This is a genomic window from Streptomyces thermocarboxydus, from assembly GCF_024760485.1.
Lineage (GTDB): Bacteria > Actinomycetota > Actinomycetes > Streptomycetales > Streptomycetaceae > Streptomyces > Streptomyces cellulosae.
On record NZ_CP058273.1, the window covers coordinates 4,737,426 to 4,756,538 of the forward strand.

The window sequence follows — 19,113 nt, forward strand, 5'->3', positions numbered from 1 at the left end:
CGGCGACGGCTGTGCCGACATCGTAGGCAGGTCCGACGTCGGCCGGGGAGGCCTGTGGAAAACCCTCTGAGCTGGGCATTCGCCGACGGTCCTGCCACCCCCGGCCGTCGCACCGCCGGGCGGGTCAGGGGCAGACCGCGTCGGCCTCCGGCACCTTGCCGTCCAGCAGATAGCCGTGGACCGCGTTCCGCACGCAGCGGTCCTCGCTGTTGTAGGCGCCGTGCCCCTGCCCGTTGTACGTGAGTTCCACGCCGACCCCCTCACCGAGCGCCCGCGCCATGCTGCGCGCGCCCTCGTACGGGGTGGCCGGGTCTCCGGTGTTGCCGATCACCAGGATCGGGGCCGCGCCCGGAGCGCTGACGTCCGGATGATCGGCGGCGCCCGGCACCGCCCAGTCGGTGCAGGTGATCATGCCCCAGGCCATGAAGTCCCCGAAGAGGGGCGATGCCTTCCGGAACTCGGGCAGCAGCCGCTCCACGTCCGCCGGGGTGTACCGGGGCTTGGCGTCGGCGCAGTTGATGGCGACGTTCGCGGGGACGAGGTTGCTGTACTCGCCGTTCTGGCTGCGGCCGTTCATCGAGTCGGCCAGCACCATCAGGATCGTGCCGTCGCCGTCGTACGCCTGCTCCAGGCCGTCGGTGAGGAACGGCCAGAAGTTTTTCGAGTACAGGGCCTGCGCGATCCCGCTCGTCGCCATCGTCTCGGTGAGCTGACGAGGGAAGACCCCCGGGATGGGTGTGCGGTCCAGGTCCCGCAGCAGCGTGGCGATGCGGTTCTTCACGTCCTGCACGCTGTCGCCGACCGGGCACTCCTCGACCTGGGACACGCAGTCCTCGGCGTAGTTGTCGAGGGCGCGCTGGAAGCCCCGGGCCTGACCGAGTGAGGCCTGCTCGGAGTTCAGCGCCGGGTCGACGACCGCGTCGAACACCGCGCGGCCCACCTTGTCGGGGAAGAGGTGGGCGTAGACGCCGCCGAGTTCGGTGCCGTAGGAGATGCCGAAGTAGTGCAGCTTGTCGTCGCCGAGGACCTGCCGCATCAGATCGAGGTCCCGGGCCGCCTCGGTGGTGCGCACGTGCGGCAGGATCCGGCGGGAGTTGTCCTCGCAGGCCGCGTTGAAATCCTTGGTGCTGTCCAGCAGTTCCGTGCGCTCGGCGCTGTCGTCGGGGGTTCCGTCCTGCTGGAAGTACTCGTCGAGCTGCTGGTCGTCCTCGCAGGTCACGGGCGCGCTGCGGCCGACCCCGCGCGGGTCGAAGCTCACCAGGTCGTACCGGGTGCGCAGGGTGGTGTAGTCCCGGCCGAACGCGGGGAGCGTGGTCACGCCCGAGCCGCCGGGGCCGCCGAAGTTGAAGATCAGCGAGCCGATCCGCTTGTTCTCCGGGCCGCTCGTCCGGACGCGGATCAGGGCGAGGCCGATGGTGTCGCCGTCCGGGTCGTCCCAGTCCAGCGGCGCCTTGAGCGTCGCGCACTCCCACTGGCCCCGGGCGCCCGGCAGCGGGGACGGCGATGCGCCGCCGCCCTGGGCCTCGTCCGGGGAGGGACAGGGCTTCCAGTCCAGCTTCTGCCGCGTCAGGTCCTGGGCCTGGTCGTCCCCCGCGGTACAGCCCGCCAGCAGCGCGGGCAGCAGGAGGGCACAGGCGGACAGCGCGGCGGCGCGGAGCCGGAAGGGGCGGGGCATGTCCCCATCCTGCGGTCGCCCGCGGAGGCGCGCGCGGGGCACGGGCCGTCCGAGGGAGGGCCGCGCCCGGCCGGCGTCTCAGCCGGTCACAACGCCGCTTTGCGGGTGAGGTGGTTGAAGGCGAGCCAGCCCGGCAGCACGGGCAGCCACAGGGTCAGCAGCCGGTAGAGCAGCACGGCGGGCGCCGCGACCTCCTTGGGGAGGCCGACCGCGATCAGACCGACCGTCAGGGTGGCCTCCACGGCGCCCACACCGCCCGGTGTCGGCGCGGCGGACCCGAGGGCGTTGCCCGCGAGGAAGACGACGGCGACGCTGGCGATGCTCACCGAGGTCGACTCGTCGCCGAACGCCCGGATCGAGGCGTCCAGGCACATCACGAAGCAGGCGGTCAGCAGCAGCATGCCGCCGATGCCGGTGACCAGCTTCTGCGGCCGCTGCAGCACGTCGAGCATGCGCGGCACGACGCCGGCGAACAGCGACCGCACGCGCGTGACGACGAACTTCCGCAGGAACGGCACCGAGGTCACCACGAGCACCAGCACCGCGACCGTCAGCAGACCGCCGATGACCGTCCGGGACGGCGACAGTGAAGGCGTCTTCTCGGTTCCGGTCAGATAACCGAACGCCAGCAGCATCAGGATGTGGCAGCCGAGCCCGAACAGCTGGGACGCGCCGACGCTCGCCACCGCGAGCCCCGGGCGCACCCCCGCGCGCTGGAGGAACCGGGTGTTCAGCGCGACGCCGCCGACCGCGGCCGGGGCGACGATCTTCACGAAGGAGCCGGCGACCTGGGCCGCCACGGTGCGCAGGAACGGCACCCGCTCCGGCACGAACCCGAGCAGCGCCATCGCGGCCGCCACGTAGCTCAGCGCCGAGAACAGCACCGCCGCGGCCACCCAGCCCCACTCCGCGTTGGAGATCAGCGGGCCGAACTCGATGTGGGTGAGCTGCGTCAGCAGGAAGTACGCGCCGATCGCGCCCGCGATGACGCTGATCAGCGTGCGCGGACGCACGCGCTCCAGCCGGGCCGGCTCGACCGGGGCCTGCGGCCTGATCCGCAGCACCTCCTGGCGGATCTGGCTGAGCAGATCCTCCTCGCGCGCCTCCTCCAGAGCCTCGTCGATGGCCCGCTTCTCGGCCCGCTGCTCCGCCCGTACGGCCTTCTTGTCCGCCTTGTCGAGCACGACGGGGCGGGAGCCGCCGGCGTCGTCGGCGGGGGCGGGACGGGACTGGCGGGAGGCCTCCAGGACCGCCTCGCGTTCCCGCTCGGCGCGCTCCCGGGCGAGCCTGCGCAGCGTCGCGCGCGTGGAGCGGCTGAGCGCGATCGGCTGGAGCATCGGCAGGCAGTCCGCGACGGCGTCGGGGCCGAGGACGCTCAGCGCGGAGGCCACCGTGCGTTCGGCGCCCACCCGCAGCCCCAGCGTCACCAGCAGCTGGGCGACGTCCATGCGCAGCAGCAGGTCGCCGGCCGCGATCTCCCCGCCGCGCAGGTCGGTGAGGATCACCGTCCCGGAATGATCCACCAGGATGGCGTCGCCCACCAGCCTGCGGTGCGCGATACGGCGGGACTGCAGCGCCTTCACCTGGTGCCAGGTGTCGCGCAGCAGTTCGTCGGTGATCTGCTCGTCGTCCAGCGAGTCCAACGTGCGGCCGCCGGTGTGCTCGTAGACCAGCATCACCGCGTCGGGGCCCAGCTCCGACGTGGCGATCAGCTTGGGCGCGTTGGCGCCGGCGGCGATGGCGGCGTAGGCCAGGAGGGCCTCCTGCTCCAGCGCCTGGCGCAGCGACTGCAGGCTCCGGCGGGTGGCGAAGCCGCGCAGCGCCAGGTTGCGCCACGCGCGGTAGAAGAAGCCCTGCGCCTGCTGCTCGCGGTCCACCACGGTGACGTCGAGGGGCGGGCCGTCCTCCAGGGTGACGAAGTAGCGCCGCCCCCGGTCGCCGCCCTCGGCCGCGTCGGCGGCCTCCTCGCGGGACGCGGTCACGGGGCGGAAGCCGACCGTCCGGAGGCCTGCCATCAGGGTGCGGCCGGTGGGCCGGACGTTGGGCGAGCCGACCGCGTAGAGCGTGCCGTAGGCGACGGTCCAGCCGATCAGCACGGTGAGGATGATCGAGAACGGGGTGGTGTACCCGGTGACCAGCATCGAGAAGGCGTCGAGCAGCAGCACCACCCACAGCACCGCGCGCCACCGGGGTCTGCGGGACATGCCGACGGCGGTCATGTACGCGATGACGGGGGCGAGATAGCCGTGCACCGGGTCGGTGAGGGCGTGGACGTCGCCGGGGGAGGGCTGGGTGAGCGCGTCCTGGATCGAGTCGGGGGCGGCCCGCGCGACCCACAGGTCCGTGGCGAGCGTCACCCCGTGCGCGAGTACGGCGGCGAGCACACCGTCGGCGATCCGCAGCCCGTCCCGTTTGATGAGACGTTCGATCGCGAAGGCGACCGGGACCAGCAGGATCGCGATGCTGGACGCCAGGCCCGCGATCTTGATGAGGAGGTCGGGCGCCTGTCCGGTGCCCTTGTTGATGTCCTGTTCGAGACCCGAGGTGGTGCCGTGCGCGAACGCGGCGACCGCCAGCAGTACCACGACCGCGAGCACGCCGCCCACCAGCCGCATGAGGTCGGACGGGCGGTGCACGCGCGCGGGGAGCAGCGGTTCGTCGCCCTCCACCTCGTCGATGTGCGCGACGTCCCGGTGCGCGCCGCCGGGCTCCTTCGCGGTGTCCGGGCGCGACGAGGCGTCAGGGGTGCCCTCCGTGTCCTCGGGGTGCGCACCCTGCTGCTTCATCGTCTCTTCTCGATCTCGTATCACCGGTCACCGCCCGCACGATGGTGGCATGCCGTACCGCCACAAGGGGGCATCAGGGTCCACAAGCGGGGCGGCACAGTCTGCCCGAAGCGCTGCTCCGGGGCGAGTCGCCCGCCCGTGCCCGCGGCCGCGCAGCGTTGTCGGTGGGGTGGGGCAGGATGGTCCGGATGAGCCAGGAGAGTCTTCCGTCCGACGGGGGTCCGGAGCACCCGGACGCCCTGCCCGCGTACGCCGAGCGGGTCCTGGAGGTCGCCGAGCTGATCCCGCCGGGGCGCGTGATGACGTACGGGGACGTGGCCGAGTGGCTGGGGGAGGGCGGGCCCCGGCAGGTGGGGCGCGTGATGGCGCTCTACGGCGGGGCCGTGCCCTGGTGGCGCGTGGTCCGCGCGGACGGCGTGCTGCTGCCCGGGCACGAGCTGCGTGCTCTCGGTCACTACCGCGCGGAGGGCACACCGCTGCGGGAGGCGGGCCGGGCCTCGGAGGGCCATGTGCCACGCCTGGACATGAGAAGCGCGCGGTGGGACGGCGGCGCGGACACCGGGGGTCACACCTGACAGCTTCCGCCATCCCCGCCGCCGCCGTGTGACGTGTGATCCTTCAGGGGGACATGAGGCACATCCGTGGCATGACGTACGTTCGTGGGTCGAGGGGCGTGGGTGCCCGGAGTGACGGGAGGGAAGAAGCGGAAACCCTGCTTCCGCTCCGGTCCCCGGCGTAGCGTCGGCTGCGCGTGGCCCCCTCACCCCCCGACCACCGCCCCGCACACGCGGCGCAGCGCCCCACAGCACACCCACCAGGACCGGCGAACCACGTGAGCTCCTCTTCCTCCACCAGCGGCCTGTCGCACCCCCCGGTGCGGCGGGGGAGCCGTGGCGCCTATCGACTGGTGCGTACCCCGCCGGCCCGCGTGGATCCCCCTCCCCTGGACGCCGCCCAGCGCTCCGTGGTTGAGCACGGCTCCGGGCCGCTGCTCGTCCTGGCCGGTCCGGGCACCGGCAAGACCACCACGCTCGTCGAGTCCGTGGCCGCCCGCATCGCGCGCGGCGGCGACCCCGAGCGCATCCTGGTGCTCACCTTCAGCCGCAAGGCCGCCGTCGAGCTGCGCGACCGCATGGCGCTGCGCATCGGCGCCGCCCGCGCCCCGCAGGCGACCACCTTCCACAGCTTCTGCTACGCCCTGGTCCGCGCCCACCAGGACAGCGACCTGTTCACGGAGCCGCTGCGGCTGCTCTCCGGACCCGAGCAGGACGTCACCGTGCGCGAGCTGCTCGCCGGCCAGGTGGACCTGGAACGGCTCGGGCTGTCCCACGTGCGCTGGCCCGACGACCTGCGCGCCTGCCTGACCACCCGCGGCTTCGCCGACGAGGTCCGCGCCGTGCTCGCCCGCAGCCGCGAGCTCGGGCTCGACCCCGGCGCCCTGGACGCCTTCGCCCGCCGCATCGGCCGCCCCGACTGGCGCGCCGCCTCCGCCTTCCTCGCCGAGTACCTCGACGTCCTCGACCTCCAGGGCGTCATCGACTACGCCGAACTCGTCCACCGCGCGGTGCTCCTCGCCCGGCGGCCCGAGACGGCCGGGCAGCTCGCCGACCGCTACGACGCCGTCTACGTCGACGAGTACCAGGACACCGACCCCGCCCAGGTACGGCTGCTGCACGCCCTGGCGTCCGGCGGCCGCACCCTCGTCGCCTTCGGCGACCCCGACCAGTCGATCTACGCGTTCCGTGGCGCCGACGTCGGCGGCATCCTGGAGTTCCCGCACGCCTTCCCACGCGCCGACGGCCGCCCCGCCCCGGTCCGGGTGCTGCGCACCTCCCGGCGCTCCGGCGCAGCGCTCCTCGAGGCCACCCGGCGGATCACCCGCCGCATGCCGCTGCCCCGGCTGCCCGCCGAGAAGGTCCGCCTGCACCGTGAGCCGGCGCCCGTGCGCGAGGGCGGCCGGGTCGAGGTGTACACCTACCCGACGGCCGGCACCGAGCTGGACAACATCGCCGACATCCTGCGCCGCGCCCACCTGGAGGACGGCGTCCCCTGGAACGACATGGCCGTCCTGGTCCGCGCGGGCGCCCGCACCCTGCCGGTGGTCCGCCGCGCCCTCACGTCCGCGGGCGTCCCCGTCGACGTCGACGGCGACGACCTGCCCCTGCGGCACGAACCGGCGGTCGCCCCGCTGCTGACCGCGCTCCGCGCGGTGGCGAAGGCGGAGGAGGAGCGGCGGCCGGGGGGTGAGAGCGACGTGGATGCTGGTTCTGGTCCCGGCGAGGCGGATGCGGGCGCCGCTCCCGGCGGCGACGCCCCCTGCTGGCTCGACACCGAGACCGCCCTCACCCTCCTCGCCTCCCCCCTCGCCGGCATGGACGCGGCCGACCTGCGGCGGCTCGGGCGCGCGCTGCGCGAGGAGGAGCGGGCGGCCGGGAACCCCCTGCCCCCGCCCTCGGACGAGCTGCTCGCCCGCGCGCTGGCCGAGCCCGAGCGGCTCGCCGTGCACGACCCCGTCTACGCGCGCGGTGCGCAACGCCTCGGCGCCCTGCTGCGCCGCGCCCGCGAGTGCCTGGCCGGCGGCGGCACGGCCGAGGAGGCCCTCTGGGAGCTGTGGGACGGCACGCCCTGGCCACAGCGCCTGGAACGCGCCGCCCGCCGCGGCGGCGCCGCTGGCCGCAACGCCGACCGCGACCTCGACGCCGTGTGCGCCCTGTTCGCCACCGCCGCGCGCGCGGAGGAGCGCACGGGCGGGCGCGGCGCCCTCAACTTCCTCGAGGAGATCGAGGCCGAGGACATCGCCGCCGACACCCTCACCCGCCGCGCCGCGCGCCCCGACGTCGTACGCCTGATGACCGCGCACCGCTCGAAAGGCCTGGAGTGGGGCCTCGTCGTCGTGGCCGGAGTCCAGGAGGGACTGTGGCCCGACCTGCGCCGCCGCGGCTCCCTGCTGGAGGCCGACCGCATCGGACGCGACGGACTCGCCGAGCCGCTCACCCCCGGCGCGCTGCTCGCAGAGGAACGCCGCCTGTTCTACGTCGCCGCCACGCGCGCGCGTGACCGCCTGGTCGTGACGGCCGTGAAGGCACCGTCCGACGACGGCGACCAGCCCTCCCGCTTCCTCACCGAGCTCGGCGTCGAGCCCAAGGACGTCACGGGACGCCCGCGCCGCCCGCTGTCCGTCGCCGCGCTCGTCGCCGAACTGCGCGCCACCACGGTCGACCCTCGCGTCTCCGACGCCCTGCGCGAGGCCGCCGCCCGCCGGCTGGCCCGGCTCGCCGCGCTCGCCGACGAGGACGGCCGCCCCCTGGTGCCGTCCGCGCACCCCTACCGCTGGTGGGGCATGTACGAACCCACCCACAGCAAGGTGCCCCTGCGCGACCGCGACCAGCCCGTGGTGCTCTCCGGCAGCGCCCTCGACCAGCTGGCCAACACCTGCGCCCTCCAGTGGTTCCTGGGCCGCGAGGTGAAGGCCGACGCGCCTGCCACGGCCGCCCAGGGCTTCGGCAACGTCGTCCACGTCCTCGCCGACGAGGTCGCCTCCGGGCGCACCCCCGCAGACCTCGACGTCCTCATGGAACGCCTCGACTCCGTGTGGAACGCCCTCGCCTTCGACGCGCCCTGGAAGTCGGCGCAGGAGAAGGAGAACGCGCGCGTGGCGCTCGAACGCTTCCTGAAGTGGCACGTCATGGACCGCACCGGTCGCACCCCGGTCGCCAGCGAGCACGACTTCGACGTCACTCTGGAGTCCGGCGACTACCAGGTCCGCATCCGCGGCCAGATGGACCGCGTCGAGGCCGACGGCGAGGGCCGCGCCTACGTGGTCGACTTCAAGACCGGCAAGCAGGCGCCCAGCTCCAAGGAGGTGGAGCGCCACCCCCAGCTCGCCGTGTACCAGCTCGCCGTCCGCGAGGGCGCCGTCGACGAGGTCTTCGACGGGGTGCGCCCCGAGCCGGGCGGCGCCGAGCTCGTCCAGCTGCGGCAGGGCGCCGCCAAACGGGACGGCGGCGAGACCCTGCCCAAGGTGCAGGCGCAGGAGCCGCTGGAGGGGGCGTGGGTCGGCGACCTGCTGGCCACCGCCGCCGGCAAGGTCCTCGACGAGCGCTTCACCCCGACCGCGGGCCAGCACTGCGCGCACTGCGCGTTCCGGGCGTCGTGCAGCGCCCGCCCCGAGGGCCGCCACGTCGTCGAGTGAACGATGCGAACGGCGTGCGTGACGTATTGCACCACCCCCGCCGACCTGCGCTTCTTCCCGCCCGGCGGGCTCGGTGGGCCCGAGCTGTCAGTGGCCGCCGCTAGATTCTCGGTGTGCCCGCCCGTATCACCCGTCCCGACCAGCTCAAGGAGCTGCTCGGGATCCCGTTCACCCCGGAGCAGACGGCCTGCATCACCGCGCCGCCCGCCCCGCAGGTGATCGTGGCCGGAGCGGGCTCCGGCAAGACGACGGTGATGGCCGCCCGCGTGGTCTGGCTGGTCGGCACCGGACAGGTCGCCCCCGAGCAGGTCCTCGGCCTCACCTTCACCAACAAGGCCGCCGGTGAACTCGCCGAGCGCGTCCGCACGGCCCTGATCAAGGCCGGCGTCACCGATCCGGACCCCCTCCCGTCACCCGACCACCACCCCTCGACGACGGCGCCTGGCGCCGGCCCCTCCCCGTCGGCCCCGGACAACCCCCCGGGCGAGCCGGTGATCTCCACCTACCACGCCTTCGCCGGCCGGCTGCTCACCGACCACGGGCTGCGCATCGGCCTCGAACCGACGTCCCGGCTGCTCGCCGACGCCACCCGCTACCAGCTCGCCGCGCGCGTGCTGCGCGAGGCGCCCGGCCTCTACCCGGCCCTCACCCGCTCCTTCCCCGACCTGGTGGGCGACCTCCTCACCCTCGACTCCGAGCTCTCCGAGCACCTGGTGCGCCCCGAGGACCTGCGCGCCCACGACACCGAGCTCCTGCGCACCCTGGAGAACGCCAAGCTCACCAACGCCGACCTGCGCAAGGTCCCCGAGGCGGCCGCCGCCCGCCGCGAGCTCGCGGAGCTGGTGCAGCGCTACCGGGCCGCGAAACGCGAACGCGATCTGCTCGACTTCGGCGACCAGATCGCCCTGTCCGCCCGGCTCGCCGGCCTGCCCGAGGTGGGCCGCGTGCTGCGCGACGAGTTCCGGGTGGTCCTCCTCGACGAGTACCAGGACACGTCGGTCGCCCAGCGCGTCCTCCTCGCGGGCCTCTTCGGCGGCGGCACCGGCCACCCGGTGACCGCGGTGGGCGACCCCTGCCAGGCCATCTACGGCTGGCGCGGCGCCTCCGTCGCCAACCTCGACGACTTCCCCGAGCACTTCCCGCACGCCGACGGCCGCCCCGCCACCCGCCAGTCGCTCAGCGAGAACCGCCGCAGCGGCGGCCGGCTGCTCGACCTCGCCAACGGTCTCGCCGAGCCGCTGCGCGCCATGCACGCGGGCGTGGAGGCCCTCCGCCCGGCGCCGGGCGCCGAGCGCGACGGCATCGTCCGCTGCGCCCTGCTGCGCACCCACGCCGAGGAGATCGACTGGCTCGCCGACTCGATCGCGCACCTGGTGAACACCGGCAAGGCGCCCGGCGAGATCGCCGTCCTGTGCCGCACGGCCACGGACTTCGCCGAGATCCAGGCCGCCCTGGTCGCCCGGGACGTGCCCGTCGAGGTCGTCGGCCTGTCCGGGCTGCTGCACCTGCCGGAGATCGCCGACCTCGTCGCCGTCTGCGAGGTCCTCCAGGACCCCGGCGCCAACGCCTCCCTCGTCCGGCTGCTGACCGGCCCGCGCTGGCGGATCGGCCCCCGCGACCTCGCCCTGCTCGGCCGCCGCGCGCGCCGGCTGGTGTCCCACGCGCGTGTGGACGGCGACGACGACCCCGACCGGCGGCTCGCCGAGGCCCTCGAGGGCGTCGACCCCGCCGAGGTGATCTCGCTCGCCGACGCCCTCGACACCTTCCTGGAGACCCCGCTGGAGGGCGGCGGGGACGACGACGGGCTGCCCTTCTCGCCCGACGCGCGCGTCCGCTTCGCCCGCCTCGCCGCCGAGCTGCGCGACCTGCGCCGCTCCCTCTCCGACCCGCTGATGGACGTACTGCACCGGGTGCTCGCCGTCACCGGTCTCGAGGTCGAGCTGTCCGCGTCCCCGCACGCGCTGGCCGCCCGCCGCCGGGAGACCCTGTCCAACTTCCTCGACGTCGCCGCGTCCTTCGCCGCAGGCGACAACGAGGCCACCCTGCTCGCCTTCCTCGGCTTCCTGCGCACCGCCGCCCAGTACGAGAAGGGCCTCGACAACGCGCTGCCGGGCGGCGAGAACACCGTCAAGGTGCTCACCGCCCACAAGTCCAAGGGCCTGGAGTGGGACGTCGTCGCCGTCCCCGGCCTGGTCACCGGCGCCTTCCCCAGCGACCGGGGCCGCGAGAAGTGGACGGCGCAGGGCAAGGTGCTGCCGCACGCGCTGCGCGGCGACGCCGACACCCTCCCCGACGTGCCGTCCTGGGACTCCCGGGGTCTGAAGGCCTTCCACGAGGCCATGAAGGAGCACCAGCACACCGAGGAGCTGCGCCTCGGCTACGTCACCTTCACCCGCCCCCGTTCCCTGCTGCTCGGCTCGGGCCACTGGTGGGGCCCCAGCCAGAAGAAATCGCGCGGCCCCTCCGAGTTCCTGCTCGCCCTGCACGACCACTGCGCCGCCGGGTACGGCGAGATCGAGGCGTGGGCGGAGAAGCCGGAGGAGGACGAGGAGAATCCGGCCCTGCGGCAGGCCGGCGACGTCCAGGCATGGCCCCTGCCCCTGGACGACGCGGCCCTCGCCCGCCGCCGCGCCGCCGCCGCGACCGTCCTCGCCCACCTCGACCGCATCGCCGCCGACCCGCACGACACGGCAGCCCTCCACGACCCGGGCGCCCACGACGACCCGGAGTGGCCGCCCCCGCCGGACGACGAGGAGCCGTACCCGGAGGACTTCGACGACGACCCGTACGCCGACGACTGGGACGCCCTGCCCACCGAGCGCCCCGTCGTCCCCCACCAGGCCACCGCCCCCGACGAGTCCGCACGCCCCCTCCCGGACCTCCCCGCGCCCGCCGAACCGCGCCCCGCAGAACCGCGGCTGACCCCCGAGGAGGCCCGCACCGTCGCCTCCTGGGACCGCGACCTCGACGCCCTCACCGGGGAACTGCTGCGCGCCCGCGAGACGGTCACCGAGGTGCGGCTGCCCGCCTCCCTCACCGCGTCCCAGCTGCTGCGGCTCGCCGACGACCCCGACGCCTTCGCCCGGGAGCTGGCCCGCCCCATGCCGCGCCCGCCCCAGCCCGCCGCGCGCCGGGGCACCCGCTTCCACGCGTGGGTGGAGGCGCGCTTCGAGGAGCTGACCCTGCCCATGCTCGACCCGGACGAGCTGCCGGGCGCCGACGCGGAGATCGCCGACGAGCGTGACCTGGAGGAGCTGAAGGAGGCCTTCGAGCGCACCGAGTACGCCCACCGCACGCCCTACCGCGTGGAGGCGCCGTTCCAGCTGTCGATCGCCGGCCGGGTCGTCCGGGGCCGCATCGACGCCGTGTACCGGCACGAGAGGGCCGAGGACCCGGAGGATCCCGGGGACGGCGACGCTGTCACGTACGAGATCGTCGACTGGAAGACCGGCCGGAGCCGCACCGCCGACCCGCTCCAGCTGGCGGTCTACCGGCTCGCCTGGGCCGAGCAGCAGGGCGTCCCCCTGAAGTCCGTCACCGCCGCGTTCCTGTACGTCCGCACCGGCGAGGTGGTCCGCCCCGAGCGGCTCCCCGGCCGCGCCGAACTGGAGCGGCTGCTGCTCGACGACCCGGAGGACGGGACACCGAACGGTCCGGAAGACGAGACACCGAACGGATCCGGAGGATGAGACACCGCACACCGGAGAGTGACATGACGAACGCCGCACGGTGAGATACCGCACTCCGAGGACACCCCCGCGGGCCGATAGGCTCGTAGACATGAGCCAGCACGTTGACAATGCCGTCGACGCCGTCCGTACGTACATCGCAGACCACCGCACGGCGTTTCTCGACGACCTCTCCGCGTGGCTCCGCATCCCGTCCGTCTCGGCCCAGCCCGATCACGCCCCTGACGTGCGCCGCAGCGCCGACTGGCTCGTCGCCGCGCTGAAGGACACCGGCTTCCCGGCCGCCGAGGTCTGGGACACCCCCGGCGCCCCGGCGGTCTACGCCGAGTGGCCCAGCGACGACCCCGAGGCGCCGACCGTCCTGGTCTACGGCCACCACGACGTGCAGCCCGCCGCCCGCGAGGACGGCTGGAAGACCGACCCCTTCGAGCCCGAGATCCGCGGCAACCGCCTCTACGCGCGCGGTGCCGCCGACGACAAGGGCCAGGTCTTCTTCCACACCCTGGGCGTGCGCGCCCACCTCGCCGCCACCGGGCGTACCAGCCCCGCCGTCCGCCTCAAGCTGCTGATCGAGGGCGAGGAGGAGTCCGGCTCCCCGCACTTCCGGGAGCTCGTCGAGCGGCACGCGGACCGGCTCGCCGCCGACGCCGTGATCGTCTCCGACACCGGTATGTGGTCCGAGGACACCCCGACCGTGTGCACCGGCATGCGCGGCCTCGCCGAGTGCGAGATCCGCCTGTACGGCCCCGACCAGGACATCCACTCCGGCTCCTTCGGCGGCGCGGTCCCCAACCCCGCCACCGCCGTGGCCCGCCTGGTCGCCGCCCTGCACGACGAGCACGGCCGGGTCGCGATCCCCGGCTTCTACGACGGCGTCGTCGAGCTCACCGACCGCGAACGCGACCTCTTCGCGCGGCTGCCCTTCGACGAGGAGCGGTGGCTGCGCACCGCCAAGTCGCACGGCACCGGCGGCGAAGCCGGATACAGCACCTTGGAGCGCATCTGGGCGCGCCCCACCGCCGAGGTCAACGGCATCGGCGGCGGCTACCAAGGCCCCGGCAGCAAGACGATCATCCCGTCCTCCGCGATGGTGAAGCTGTCCTTCCGGCTGGTCGCCGGCCAGGACCCCGCGCACATCCGGGACGCGGTCGCCGCCTGGGTGCCCGGCCGGCTGCCCGAGGGCGTCCGGCACGAGATCACCTTCAGCCCGGCCACCCGCCCCTGCCTCACCCCGCTCGACCACCCCGCCCTCCAGTCGGTCGTCCGCGCGATGGGCCGCGCCTTCGGCAAACCGGTGCTGTTCACCCGCGAGGGCGGATCGGGACCGGCCGCCGACCTCCAGGACGTCCTCGGCGCACCGGTGCTCTTCCTCGGCATCTCCGTCCCGTCCGACGGCTGGCACGCCCCCGACGAGAAGGTCGAGCTGGACCTGCTGCTCAAGGGCGCCGAGACCAGCGCCCACCTCTGGGGCGACCTCGCCGAGCACTGGCGGCACGCCCCCTGACCACCCACGCCGTCCGAAACGGGCGCCCGCACGCGTCACACTGGAAGAGCCCGTGCCACTGCCGCGCCCGCAGGACCCGGTCCCTCCCGCCCACGTCCGCCAGACCACCCGCGACCCGATCCGTCCCCCGGGGGAGTTGGAAGCACCCGTGACCACCAGGACCGACCACACCGCCGACCGGCCCATCTCGCTCACCGCCCCCAGCGGCATCGACCGCGCCGCCCACCACCGGCTCGACGAGGCCTGGCTCGCGGCGGCGTGGAGCCACCCCTCGACCCGCTGCTTCGTGGTCTCCGGCGGCCAGGTCCTCATCGACGAGACGCCCGACGGGCGCACCGAACTCGTCATGACCCCGTCCTTCGAGGCGCCGCTGACCGAGGACCACCGCTACTTCCTCGGCATCGACGAGGACGGCGTCAGCTACTTCGCCCTGCAGAAGGACTCGCTGCCCGGCCGCATGGACGACTCCGCCCGCCCTGCGGGCCTGCGCGAGGCCGGACTGCTGCTGTCCCCGCGCGAGGCGGGCCTGATGGTGCACGCCGTGGCGCTGGAGAACTGGCAGCGGCTGCACCGCTTCTGCTCCCGCTGCGGCGAGCGCACCGTGATCGCAGCGGCCGGCCATATCCGCCGCTGCCCGGCCTGCGGCGCCGAGCACTACCCGCGCACGGACCCTGCGGTGATCATGGCGGTGATCGACGACAAGGACCGCATCCTGCTCGGCCGCCAGGTCCACTGGCCCGAGGGCCGCTTCTCCACGCTCGCCGGGTTCGTGGAGCCGGGCGAGGCCATCGAGCAGTCGGTGCGCCGCGAGGTGCACGAGGAGGTCGGCATCGCCGTCGGCGAGGTCGAGTACGTCGCCAGCCAGCCCTGGCCGTTCCCCTCCAGCCTGATGCTCGGCTTCGTCGCCCACGCCACCTCCTCCGAGATCACCGTGGACGGCGACGAGATCCACGAGGCCCGCTGGTTCTCCCGCGACGAACTGCGTGCCGCCTTCGAGTCCGGCGAGGTGCTCCCGCCCTACGGCATCTCCATCGCGGCCCGGCTGATCGAGCGCTGGTACGGCGAGGAACTGCCCACGCGCAGCGCCTTCTGAGCCGGGGAAGCCCGCACACTCCACGCATGACGAAGCGGGTGGCCGTCCCATGAGGGACGGCCACCCGCTTCGTCATGTACGGAAGGTCCGTGCGAGGTCGCTCAGACGCCGATCTTCTGCTTCACCTGCGCCAGCGAGGGGTTGGTGAGCGTCGAACCGTCGGGGAACAGAACGGTGGGCACCGTCTGGTTGCCGCCGTTCGCCTTCTCCACGAAGGCCGCCGACTCGGGGTCCTGCTCGATGTTGATCTCGGTGTACGCGATGCCCTCACGGTCCAGCTGGCTCTTCAGCCGGCGGCAGTAGCCGCACCACGTGGTGCTGTACATCGTCACAGTGCCCTGCATGCCTCTCGCGCTCCTTCGGCGGCTCGGGGAAGTCCTCGGTCTCCGGGGGAACGTACTTGAAAGCGAAGGCATTCCCGCCGTCCCCCCGGGCCCGGGAGCCGGCGACGTGACGCTTGTCGCATTTGTACGACTGCGAGCCCTTCCCTGTGGACAACCGGCTCACCCGTCCCGGGCGACCTGGCAGCATGGCGGTGTGACAGCAGCAACGCACTCCACCCTCTTCCCGCGGGTACCGGACTCGGCCGACGCGGTGCTCGAAGGTCTCGACCCCGAGCAGCGCGCCGTCGCCACCGCGCTGCACGGGCCGGTGTGCGTGCTGGCGGGCGCCGGCACCGGCAAGACCAGGGCGATCACCCACCGCATCGCCTACGGGGTGCGCGCCGGCATCCTCCAGCCGTCCAGCGTCCTCGCCGTCACGTTCACCAACCGCGCGGCGGGGGAGATGCGCGGCCGGCTGCGCCAGCTCGGCGCGGTGGGCGTACAGGCGCGGACGTTCCACTCCGCGGCCCTGCGCCAGCTCCAGTACTTCTGGCCCAAGGCGGTCGGCGGGACGCTGCCCCGGCTCGTCGACCGCAAGATCCAGCTGGTCGCCGACGCGGCCGCCGCCTGCCGCATCCGCCTCGACCGGGGCGAGCTGCGCGACGTCACCGCCGAGATCGAGTGGTCCAAGGTCACCCAGACCGTCCCCGCCGACTACACGGCCGCGGCCGACAAGGCCGGCCGGGAGGCGCCCCGCGACCCCGCCGAGATCGCCCAGCTCTACGCCGCCTACGAGGACCTCAAGCGCGAGCGCTCCGTCATCGACTTCGAGGACGTCCTGCTCCTCACCGTCGCCGTCCTCCAGGACCGGCACGACATCGCCGAGCAGGTGCGGGCGCAGTACCAGCACTTCGTCGTCGACGAGTACCAGGACGTCAGTCCCCTCCAGCAGCGCCTGCTGGAGCTGTGGCTCGGCGACCGGGAGAACCTGTGCGTGGTCGGCGACGCCAGCCAGACCATCTACTCCTTCACCGGCGCGACCCCGGACCATCTCCTCGACTTCCGCGTCCGCCACCCGGGAGCCACCGTCGTCAAGCTCGTCCGCGACTACCGCTCCACCCCCCAGGTGGTCCGCCTGGCCAACGGCCTGCTCGCCCAGGCGAAGGGCCGCGCCGCCGACCACCGACTCGAGCTGGTCTCCCAGCGCCCCGCGGGACCCGAGCCGGTCTTCACCGAGTACACCGACGAGCCCGCCGAGGCCGAGGGCGCCGCCCGGCGCATCCGCGAGCTGATCGACTCGGGCGTCCCGGCGAGCGAGATCGCCGTTCTGTTCCGCACGAACTCCCAGTCCGAGACCTACGAGCAGGCCCTCGCCGACGCCGGCGTGCCCTACCAGCTGCGCGGGGCCGAGCGGTTCTTCGACCGTCCCGAGGTGCGCAACGCGATCAACGCCCTGCGCGCAGCGGCCCGCTTCGGCGGCAACGACGCCCTCCTCGACGACGCCCCCGACCTGCCCTCCCAGGTGCGTGCGGTGCTCTCCGGCAAGGGCTGGACACCCCAGCCGCCCGCCGGATCGGGCGCGGTCCGGGAGAGCTGGGAGTCCCTCGCCGCCCTGGTGCACCTCGCCCAGGACGTCACCGCCGCCAGGAGCGGCGCCACGCTCGCCGACCTCGTCGTCGAGCTGGACGAGCGGGCCGGCGCCCAGCACGCCCCCACGGTCCAGGGCGTCACGCTCGCCTCGCTGCACGCGGCCAAGGGCCTGGAGTGGGACGTCGTCTTCCTGGTCGGCGTCGCCGAGGGCATGATGCCGATCACCTACGCCAAGACGGACGAGCAGATCGAGGAGGAGCGCCGTCTCCTCTATGTCGGCGTCACCCGCGCCCGCGAGCACCTCCATCTCTCCTGGGCGCTCGCCCGCTCCCCGGGCGGCCGCCCGAACCGGCGCCCGAGCCGCTTCCTCACCGGACTGCGCCCCGGCTCGCAGGCCGTCGCGGGCCGCGCGGGCGCCGCGGGAGCGGGCGGGGTGGAGCGCGGCTCGTGGACGGCGGCGGCCACCGCGGTCCCCGGGCAGGCCCCGCGCCGCCGGCAGCGCACCCCCGCCCGGTGCCGCGTCTGCGGGCGCACGCTCACCGACGGCGGCGAGATGAAACTGATGCGCTGCGAGGACTGCCCGTCCGACATGGACGAGGGGCTGTACGAGCGGCTGCGCGAGTGGCGCGGCGAGCAGGCGCGGCGCAGCGGCCAGCCGGACTTCTGCGTCTTCACCGAGAAGACGCTGATCGCGATCGCCGAAGCGGTCCCCGACGACGAGCACGAACTGGCCCGGATTCCCGGGGTGGGCATGCGCAAGCTGCGCCGTTACGGCGCCGACGTGCTGGCCCTCTGCGCGGGCCGGGACCCCGCCCAGGGACAAGATCAGGGCTGACGCGAACTCGTCGAAAAAATAGTTTGCGCATGCCCCGGGAATCCCCATAGGTTCTAAGCCACGGGGACAGCGGCCTTCTCGGAGGCCCTGATTCCGTGTTGTACTTGCATATCCGCGGACCGGTTCGCCCGGTCCCCCGAGACGCCGAGAGGAGGCGAGTCAAGTGATCAGCATCAACACCAGCACCAGCGTCAAACTGACCGATCGCTCGGCCGTCTCCCTGTGCATTCTCGGCGCCTCCAACCGGGGCACCGGTCTGTCCGGCATTCGTGCCGTCCGTCCGGCGTCCTCCCTCGCTCCCGCGGGCCTTGTCGTCCGTGAGCGCGATGAGCGACCGACCAAGGCACTGGAAGCGGCAGTAGTGGCACAGGCGCAGGCCTATGCCTTTGCGGCGGCCGGTGCCGGATTCCGGAAGCAGACGACGCAGCACCACCTGATGTGGGCCTTCCGTGGGCCAGAACCCTGGAGTGATCCAGCCTGATTCGATCAGGCCGGCGCCTTCAGGGCCGCGGAACCCCATCCGGGATCCGCGGCCCTTCTGTTTGCCCGAACGGGGAGACAGGACCAGGCGCCTCGGGACAAGAAAAAACTCGGTACCAGCCGCACACCCGGCCGACCGGCCGGAAACGACCAGACGAGGAAGACCAACCGTGCAACTCGAAGCGCACGCCCCGTCCGTACCGCCTTCCGACACGATCCCCAAGCCCGGCTCCACGGAGGACCCGACCTTGACTCCGCTCACCGCGCTCACCGCGCTCGACGACGCCATCGAGAACCTCGGCGTGCCCGTCCCGTGCCGCTCCTACGACCCGGAGGTCTTCTTCGCCGAGTCGCCCGCGGACGTCGAGTACGCCAAGTCCCTCTGCCGTACCTGCCCGCTGGTCGAGGCCTGCCTCGCCGGCGCCAAGGAGCGGCGTGAGCCCTGGGGCGTCTGGGGTGGCGAGCTGTTCGTCCAGGGTGTCGTCGTCGCCCGGAAGCGGCCGCGTGGCCGCCCGCGCAAGAACCCGGTCTCGGCATGAACACCCCCGGAACGATCGACCGCCCCCTCACGTACGACCCCCAGAAGCAGGCCCCGATGACGCCGTCCACCCACGAGCCCGCAGGCTCCGCGACCGAAGACTTCACCACCAGCGGTGCGAACGACTCGCGCCAGAACAGGACCCGAGAGATGCAACTCATCCCAGAAGCCCTGGCTCGTGCGCATATGCACGACCGACTGCAGGAGGCGCAACGGGAGAGGCAGGCCAGCGGCCTGCTGACCGCGCGCCGGATGCAGCGCCGGGCCGAGCGCGCCTCGCGGCGCGCCCGCCGGGCGCTGGCCATGGCGGTCATGCAGTAGGGCATGCCGCCTGAGGCGACGGCCTCCCCAGCAGGAGGCCCCGATCTCCCCGCGGGGGCCGGTCCGTGTGAACGGACCGGCCCCCGC

12 protein-coding genes are annotated in these 19,113 nt (G+C 73.7%); 9 read left to right on the plus strand and 3 right to left on the minus strand.

Going from position 1 to position 19,113, the window contains the following annotated elements; all coding sequences use genetic code 11:
- Positions 1-124: 124 nt before the first annotated feature.
- A complete protein-coding gene (locus tag AY578_RS21985) occupies positions 125-1,675 on the minus strand; it encodes an alpha/beta hydrolase (RefSeq protein ID WP_028959348.1) in 1,551 nt (516 codons plus the stop codon).
- 86 nt (positions 1,676-1,761) lie between these two features.
- Positions 1,762-4,461 (minus strand): lysylphosphatidylglycerol synthase domain-containing protein, encoded by a 2,700-nt coding sequence (locus tag AY578_RS21990; RefSeq protein ID WP_019522849.1) that lies wholly within the window; start codon positions 4,459-4,461, stop codon positions 1,762-1,764.
- A 188-nt stretch (positions 4,462-4,649) separates the two neighbouring features.
- On the opposite strand from AY578_RS21990, the gene AY578_RS21995 reads away from it, so the two are divergent.
- The 5 genes from AY578_RS21995 (at position 4,650) to nudC (ending at position 14,939) form a co-directional block, all read left to right on the plus strand.
- On the plus strand, positions 4,650-5,036 hold the full coding sequence (locus AY578_RS21995) for an MGMT family protein (RefSeq protein WP_019522850.1): 387 nt from the start codon (positions 4,650-4,652) through the stop codon (positions 5,034-5,036).
- A 257-nt stretch (positions 5,037-5,293) separates the two neighbouring features.
- A complete protein-coding gene (locus AY578_RS22000; protein WP_258904582.1) occupies positions 5,294-8,653 on the plus strand; it encodes an ATP-dependent helicase in 3,360 nt (1,119 codons plus the stop codon).
- Positions 8,654-8,766: 113 nt separating this feature from the next.
- Positions 8,767-12,342, plus strand: coding sequence for an ATP-dependent helicase (locus tag AY578_RS22005; protein WP_258904584.1), 3,576 nt, complete (start codon positions 8,767-8,769; stop codon positions 12,340-12,342).
- 91 nt (positions 12,343-12,433) lie between these two features.
- Entirely contained in the window at positions 12,434-13,846 is a 1,413-nt protein-coding gene (locus AY578_RS22010) for a dipeptidase (RefSeq protein ID WP_258904586.1), read from the plus strand.
- Positions 13,847-13,994: 148 nt separating this feature from the next.
- Positions 13,995-14,939 carry an NAD(+) diphosphatase gene (nudC, locus tag AY578_RS22015; protein WP_019522854.1) on the plus strand — a complete coding sequence of 315 codons (945 nt, stop codon included), beginning with the start codon at positions 13,995-13,997 and terminating at the stop codon, positions 14,937-14,939.
- A gap of 101 nt (positions 14,940-15,040) precedes the next feature.
- On the opposite strand, the gene AY578_RS22020 is transcribed toward nudC, so the two are convergent.
- Complete coding sequence (locus AY578_RS22020; RefSeq protein ID WP_006134964.1) at positions 15,041-15,283, minus strand: mycoredoxin; 243 nt, start codon at positions 15,281-15,283, stop codon at positions 15,041-15,043.
- Positions 15,284-15,476: 193 nt separating this feature from the next.
- Between AY578_RS22020 and AY578_RS22025 the strand changes: the two genes are divergently transcribed.
- The 4 genes from AY578_RS22025 (at position 15,477) to AY578_RS22040 (ending at position 19,026) form a co-directional block, all read left to right on the plus strand.
- On the plus strand, positions 15,477-17,687 hold the full coding sequence (locus AY578_RS22025) for an ATP-dependent DNA helicase UvrD2 (RefSeq protein WP_205526736.1): 2,211 nt from the start codon (positions 15,477-15,479) through the stop codon (positions 17,685-17,687).
- A 163-nt stretch (positions 17,688-17,850) separates the two neighbouring features.
- The gene (locus tag AY578_RS22030) at positions 17,851-18,168 is read left to right on the plus strand and encodes a hypothetical protein (RefSeq protein ID WP_078611376.1); all 318 of its coding nucleotides are present in this window, start codon (positions 17,851-17,853) and stop codon (positions 18,166-18,168) included.
- Positions 18,169-18,337: 169 nt separating this feature from the next.
- Positions 18,338-18,706, plus strand: coding sequence for a WhiB family transcriptional regulator (locus AY578_RS22035; protein ID WP_006134966.1), 369 nt, complete (start codon positions 18,338-18,340; stop codon positions 18,704-18,706).
- Positions 18,703-19,026, plus strand: a complete 324-nt coding sequence (locus AY578_RS22040; protein WP_161107461.1) for a putative WhiB-interacting protein — start codon at positions 18,703-18,705, stop codon at positions 19,024-19,026. The genes AY578_RS22035 and AY578_RS22040 overlap by 4 nt, the downstream gene beginning before the upstream one ends.
- Positions 19,027-19,113: the final 87 nt, after the last annotated feature.